The 2,153-nt window shown below is 49.8% G+C and carries 1 protein-coding gene; it reads left to right on the forward strand.

Features of this window, described 5'->3' with window-relative positions; genetic code table 11:
* The coding region (locus F552_RS18065) for a tandem-95 repeat protein (RefSeq protein WP_018149666.1) at positions 1 to 2,153 on the forward strand (2,153 nt) is incomplete at both ends.

A 2,153-nucleotide genomic window follows, 5' to 3' on the forward strand; every position in this document is an offset into this window, starting at 1 on the left:
GGCACGCTGACCTTCACGCCAGATGCCAACTTCAATGGCACGGTAACCTTCCCGTACACCATCACTGATGGCCAGGGCGGTACCGCGACAGCGAACCAGATCATCGAAGTGACGCCAGTGAACGATGCACCAGTCATTGATCTGGATGGAGACAACAGCAGTGGCCAGACTGGTTCCAATTTTGTGACTACGTTCACTGAAAACGGTGCCGGCGTAGCTATTGCGGACAGTGACATCAGCATCACGGATGTAGACAGTGCCAACATGCAAGGTGCCACCATTACGCTGACAAATGCGAAAGCAGGTGACCAGCTAAGTGTGGGTAATCTGTCAAGTTTGGGGATTACGGCAACCATCACAGGTAATGTAGTGACCTTGAGTGGTGCTGCATCACTGGCAAATTATCAGGCAGCCATCAAGCTGATCAGCTTCAGCAATACCACTGAAAATCCGGATACCACCCAACGGGATATCACTGTAGTCGTATCGGATGGTGCAAATAGCAGCAATACTGCTCATGCTTATGTGAACGTGATTGCCGTTAACGATGCGCCAGTCAATACTGTTCCATCTGCTTTGACAACTGCAGAAGATACTTCTCTGGTTATCAATACGCTGCATGTGTCTGATGTGGATGCTGCTTCCGGCAACCTGACTGTCACCTTGTCTGTGACGAGTGGCGTATTGAATGTAGCTGCTGCTAACGGTGTCACCATCACCAACGGTGGTACAGGTACGGTTACCTTGTCTGGCCAGTTGTCTGCAATCAACACACTGTTGACTTCAGGTGTGACATATCAGCCGGCCGCAAACTTCAACGGTACAGCTACCTTGACCATTGCGACTAATGACAACGGTAACACCGGTGTTGGTGGCCACTTGCTGGATGTGGATACAGTCAACATTACCGTTACCCCGGTAAACGATGCACCTGTAGCGCAGCCAGATAACTATTCGGCAGTTGAGGGTGCGACCACCATTCTGGGTTCTGTACTGGCTAATGATAGTGATGTGGACAATCTGGTGATCCATGCTTACCAGATTGCCAATAATGCTACAGGTACCGGTGCTGTCTCTGCCAATGGTTCAGCCAGCATCACGACCACACTGGGTGGCACTGTGGTGATGAATGCGGATGGTACATTCAGCTATACCGCACCGGTACGTGACCATGCAGATGCAACTGCTGATCAGGACAGCTTCTACTATCAGTCAACCGATGGTTCAGGCAACTCTACCTGGGTAAAAGTCAGTGTTGATATTACGGATACCAATCCAACCGCGGTCAATGACTATAACGAAGTGGCCTGGAAAGGTACTGTCTCTGGTAACGTATTGACCAATGACGTTGCAGTGGATGTGCCTAAGTCACTGGTATCGGTAACAGATAGCACGGGCGTGACTAAATCTTTCAGCAACCCGACTGGTACAGATTCGACTGGCAAATATGTCACGTTCACAACAGCAGATGGTTCAATCAAGGTATATGAGAATGGTAGCTATACCTACACCTCATCCAAAGATGCTGAACAGACAGTTAGTGGTTCGTCACTGGCTCAGTGGGAAAGCGTGTCTGATCTGTATGGCTTTGGTTCCACCGCATGGAAAGATAGCTCTGGCAATCTGGTTATTGGTTCACTGACCGCCACCGCACAGGATGGTGTAGTTTACAACGGTGGTAGCAAACCTGGTATTGGCGTCAAAGTTAGCCAAAGTGGTGCGATTGATCCGGGTGAGACTCTAGTCATTCATCTGCATGATGCGTCTAGTACAGTGACCATGAATGTTGCTCAGTACAACTCAAACCAGGCGAGTTCTTATGTTTGGAGAGCTTATGATGAGAGCGGTCATCTGATCTCAACCGGTACGTTCTCTAGTTCTGTGTCTAATGGTACTGGCGCGTCTCTCACCGTGAATGCTTCAACGGCCATTTCGTATATTGCATTCTCTAACGAAAGTACAAATGCGCAGGGTTATGTACTGGGTTCCATTACCTACAAAGCACCTTCAACATCCTTTACCGACACCTTCACGTACGTGATGCAGGATCAGGATGGTGACCAGTCGACTGCGACCCTGTCAGTAACCCCGACAGCCGGCACGATTACGCTGGATCTGGATAGCAGTGGTGCAGGCACCGGCTTTACCGGCAC

Source organism: Leeia oryzae DSM 17879, assembly GCF_000376945.1.
GTDB lineage: Bacteria > Pseudomonadota > Gammaproteobacteria > Burkholderiales > Leeiaceae > Leeia > Leeia oryzae.